The sequence below is a fragment of the Corallococcus sp. CA053C genome, from assembly GCF_003611675.1.
GTDB lineage: Bacteria > Myxococcota > Myxococcia > Myxococcales > Myxococcaceae > Corallococcus.
Genome location: NZ_RAWA01000631.1, coordinates 1 through 3,614 on the forward strand (window position 1 = coordinate 1; position 3,614 = coordinate 3,614).

3 protein-coding genes are annotated in these 3,614 nt (G+C 69.2%); all 3 read left to right on the forward strand.

Annotated features, from left to right (window positions below; genetic code table 11):
* The first annotated feature begins 189 nt into the window (after positions 1-189).
* The 3 genes from D7V97_RS41230 (at position 190) to D7V97_RS41240 (ending at position 3,582) form a co-directional block, all read left to right on the forward strand.
* Positions 190-1,089 (forward strand): zinc metalloprotease, encoded by a 900-nt coding sequence (locus tag D7V97_RS41230; RefSeq protein WP_120616020.1) that lies wholly within the window; start codon positions 190-192, stop codon positions 1,087-1,089.
* A 233-nt stretch (positions 1,090-1,322) separates the two neighbouring features.
* Positions 1,323-2,219: a zinc metalloprotease gene (locus D7V97_RS41235; protein WP_120616021.1), complete on the forward strand. Its 897-nt coding sequence runs from the start codon at positions 1,323-1,325 to the stop codon at positions 2,217-2,219.
* 202 nt (positions 2,220-2,421) lie between these two features.
* On the forward strand, positions 2,422-3,582 hold the full coding sequence (locus D7V97_RS41240) for an alanine--glyoxylate aminotransferase family protein (RefSeq protein ID WP_120616022.1): 1,161 nt from the start codon (positions 2,422-2,424) through the stop codon (positions 3,580-3,582).
* Positions 3,583-3,614: the final 32 nt, after the last annotated feature.

Consider the following 3,614-nt stretch of genomic DNA (forward strand, 5'->3'; position numbering starts at 1 on the left):
CCCTGAAGCCCTGAAGCCTGGGCGGTACGAAGCGACCCGTGGGTAAGACAGACAACCCCGGGTTCACTCTGGGGAACACCCTGGGAGCCCATACGGTTTTGCGATTATTTCGGCATATGCCGGTCTATTGACTTCCACTTCTTGCGAGGCGTAACTCCCGCTCCCCACTTTTCCGAGGAGTTGGGACAAATGCTTCGTTTCGTCGCGCAGCGCGGTGGCCGTGTCGCGGTGGTCTTTGGAACGCTGATGTCCCTGGCGGGCTGTAACAGCAGCGCCCCGGCTCCCGAGGAGAAGGCCCCGGTCGAGGAGACCGCGCCCACGCAGGAGGCGCTCCCGCACCGCGGCTGTGCCACCATCGAGCCGTCCGCCGATGAGAAGCTGGAGATTGAGGCCACGCTCGCGAGCCGCGTGTCGGCGATGCGCGCGGTGGGCTCGGTGAACGTGCCCGTGTACTTCCACGTCATCAACAAGGGCACGGGCGTCGCGAACGGCGACGTGCCGGCCTCGCAGATCACCAGCCAGATGAACGTGCTGAACGCGGCCTACGCGAACACGCCGTTCAAGTTCACGCTGGCGGGCACGGACCGCACGACCAACGCCTCCTGGTTCGCGCTGGCGCAGGGCAGCACCAACGAGAAGAACATGAAGTCCGCGCTGCGCAAGGGCGGCAAGGAGTCGCTGAACATCTACACGGCGAACCTCAGCGGCGGCCTGCTGGGCTGGGCGACGTTCCCCTCCAGCTACACCAGCAGCCCGTCCATGGACGGCGTCGTGATGCTCTACAGCAGCGTCCCCGGCGGCACCGCGTCCCCGTACAACCTGGGTGACACGGCCACGCACGAAGTGGGTCACTGGCTGGGCCTGTACCACACGTTCCAGGGCGGCTGTGCCAGCCCGGGTGACTCCGTCAGCGACACGGCTCCGGAGGCCTCGCCCGCGTACGGCTGCCCCGCCGGCCGTGACACCTGCTCCGGCGGCGGCGTGGACCCCATCTACAACTTCATGGACTACTCCGACGACAGCTGCATGAACACCTTCACCGCTGGCCAGTCGACCCGCGCGGACAGCCTGACGCTGACGTACCGCTAGTCCACCGTCTCCCTTTCAGTGGCCGTTTCCAGACGCCGGAGGTCTCCCAGTTGCACGGGAGGCCCCGGCGTCGTCCGTTTCCGGCGTGAAACACATACGCCCCGTCACCCGTCCCCGGACACACCGTTTGTGCTCATCGAGCTTTACTGTTATTTCAATTTTCAAGCCTGAGTTGACTTTCGCTGTTTCACGGGTGTATTTCCGTCTCCCCACTTTTCCGAGGAGTTGGGAAAATGCTCCGTAACGTCGCGCAGCGCAGTGGCCGTGTCGCGGTGGTCTTTGGAACGCTGATGTCGCTGGTGGGCTGCAGCAGCAGCGCGCCCGCTCCCGAGGAGAAGGCGCCGGTCGAGGAGACGACGACGCAGGAGGCCGTGCCGCACCGCGGCTGTGCCACCATCGAGCCGTCGGCCCAGGAGAAGGCGGAGATCGAGGCCGCGATCGCGGGCCGTGTGCAGGAGAAGCGCGCGGTGGGCTCGGTGAACGTGCCCGTGTACTTCCACGTCATCAACAAGGGCACGGGCATCGCGAACGGCGACATCCCGGACTCGCAGATCACCGCGCAGATGAACGTGCTGAACGCGGCCTACGCGAACACGCCGTTCACGTTCACGCTGGCGGGCACGGACCGCACGACGAACAGCACCTGGTACAACCTGGGCAGCGGCTCCGCGGCGGAGAAGAAGATGAAGGCCGCGCTGCGCAAGGGCACCGCCGCCGCGCTGAACCTCTACACGGCGAACCTCAGCGGTGGCCTGCTGGGCTGGGCGACGTTCCCCTCCAGCTACGCGCGCCAGCCGTCCATGGACGGCGTCGTGATGCTCTACAGCAGCGTCCCCGGCGGCACCGCGTCCCCGTACAACGAGGGTGACACGGCCACGCACGAAGTGGGTCACTGGCTGGGCCTGTACCACACGTTCCAGGGCGGCTGCGCCAACCCGGGTGACTCCGTCAGCGACACCGCTCCGGAGGCCTCGGCCGCGTTCGGTTGCCCGTCGGGCCGCGACACCTGCTCCGGCGGCGGCGTGGACCCCATCCTGAACTTCATGGACTACACGGATGACAACTGCATGAACCAGTTCACCGCGGGTCAGGTCACGCGCGCGGACACCCTGACGGCGCAGTACCGCTAGTCAGTCGCTTCGACAGTCTCCGTGGTTCCTGATGCCGGAGTCTCCCCAGTCACACGGGGGGCTCCGGCATCTTCCTTTGTGCACCGCCCCCTCGCGCCCCGGATGCGGAGGTTCGCGGCCGTGGACAAGCCGGGGCCGTGCTGGCCACAGTGGGGCTGGCCCTTCCGCCCCCGGAGGGTGCCCCAGAGGAGGGTGTGGCGCCGTGAGAGACCTGTTGATGATTCCCGGTCCGGTGGACGTGGACGCGGACGTGTTGCAGGCGCTGGCGGCGCCGGTGCCCGGGCACCTGGACGCGGGCTTCATCGCCACCTTCGGCCGGGCCCTGAAGCGCCTGCGGGAGATTTCACTCGCGCCCGGCGCGCAGCCCTTCGTCGTCGCCGGCAGCGGCACGCTGGCCATGGAGCTGGCGGTGGCCAACCTCACCGAGCCGGGCGACCGCGCGCTGGTGGTGAACACCGGCTACTTCAGCGACCGCATGGCCCACATCCTGGAACGCCACGGCGCGAAGGTGACGCACGTGCGCGCGCCCCCGGGCGGCGCGCCGGACGCGGCCCAGGTGGAGGCGGAGCTCCAGAAAGCCAGCTTCAAGCTGATGACCATCACCCACGTGGACACCTCCACCGCGGTGCTGGCCCCGGTGGAGTCGCTGGTGAAGGCCGCGCGCAGGCACGGCGTCCTCGCGGTGGTGGACGGCGTGTGCGCCACCGCGGGCGAGTCCTTCCACCAGGACGCGTGGGGCGCGGACGTGTACCTCACCGCCAGCCAGAAGGCGGTGGGCGTGCCCCCGGGCCTGGCGCTCCTGACGGTGAGCCCGCGCGCGCTGGACGCGTGGCGCCAGCGCAAGGTGCCCGTGGCCAGCGTGTACCCGGACTGGGCGGAGTGGCTGCCCGTGATGGAGGCCTATGAAGCGGGCAAGCCGTCCTACTTCGCCACGCCCCCCACGTCCCTCATCCGCGCGCTGGACGTGAGCCTGGGACAGATTCTGGCGGAAGGGCTGGAGGCCCGCTTCGAGCGCCACCGCCGCATGGCCCGCGCCTTCCGCGCCGCGTGGAGCGCCCTGGGTCTGCGCATGCTGCCCACGTCCGAAGCCGTCGCCGCCAACACCCTCAGCGCGCTGTACTACCCGGAGGGCGTGGACGCCTCGCTCGTCGGCCGCGTGAAGGCGCAGGGCGTGGCCATCGCCGGTGGCCTCCACCCGGACCTGAAGACGCGCTACTTCCGCGTGGGCCACATGAACCGCGTCACCGCCGCGGACGTGCTCGCCACCGTGGGCGCCATCGAGCGGGCCCTCCACGCCGGAGGCCACCGCGCCAGCGCCTCCGGCACGGGCGTCGCCGCCGCCCAGGCCGCCCTGTCCGACTGATGCCGCCCGCCTCCCGGGTCCAGGAAGAACCC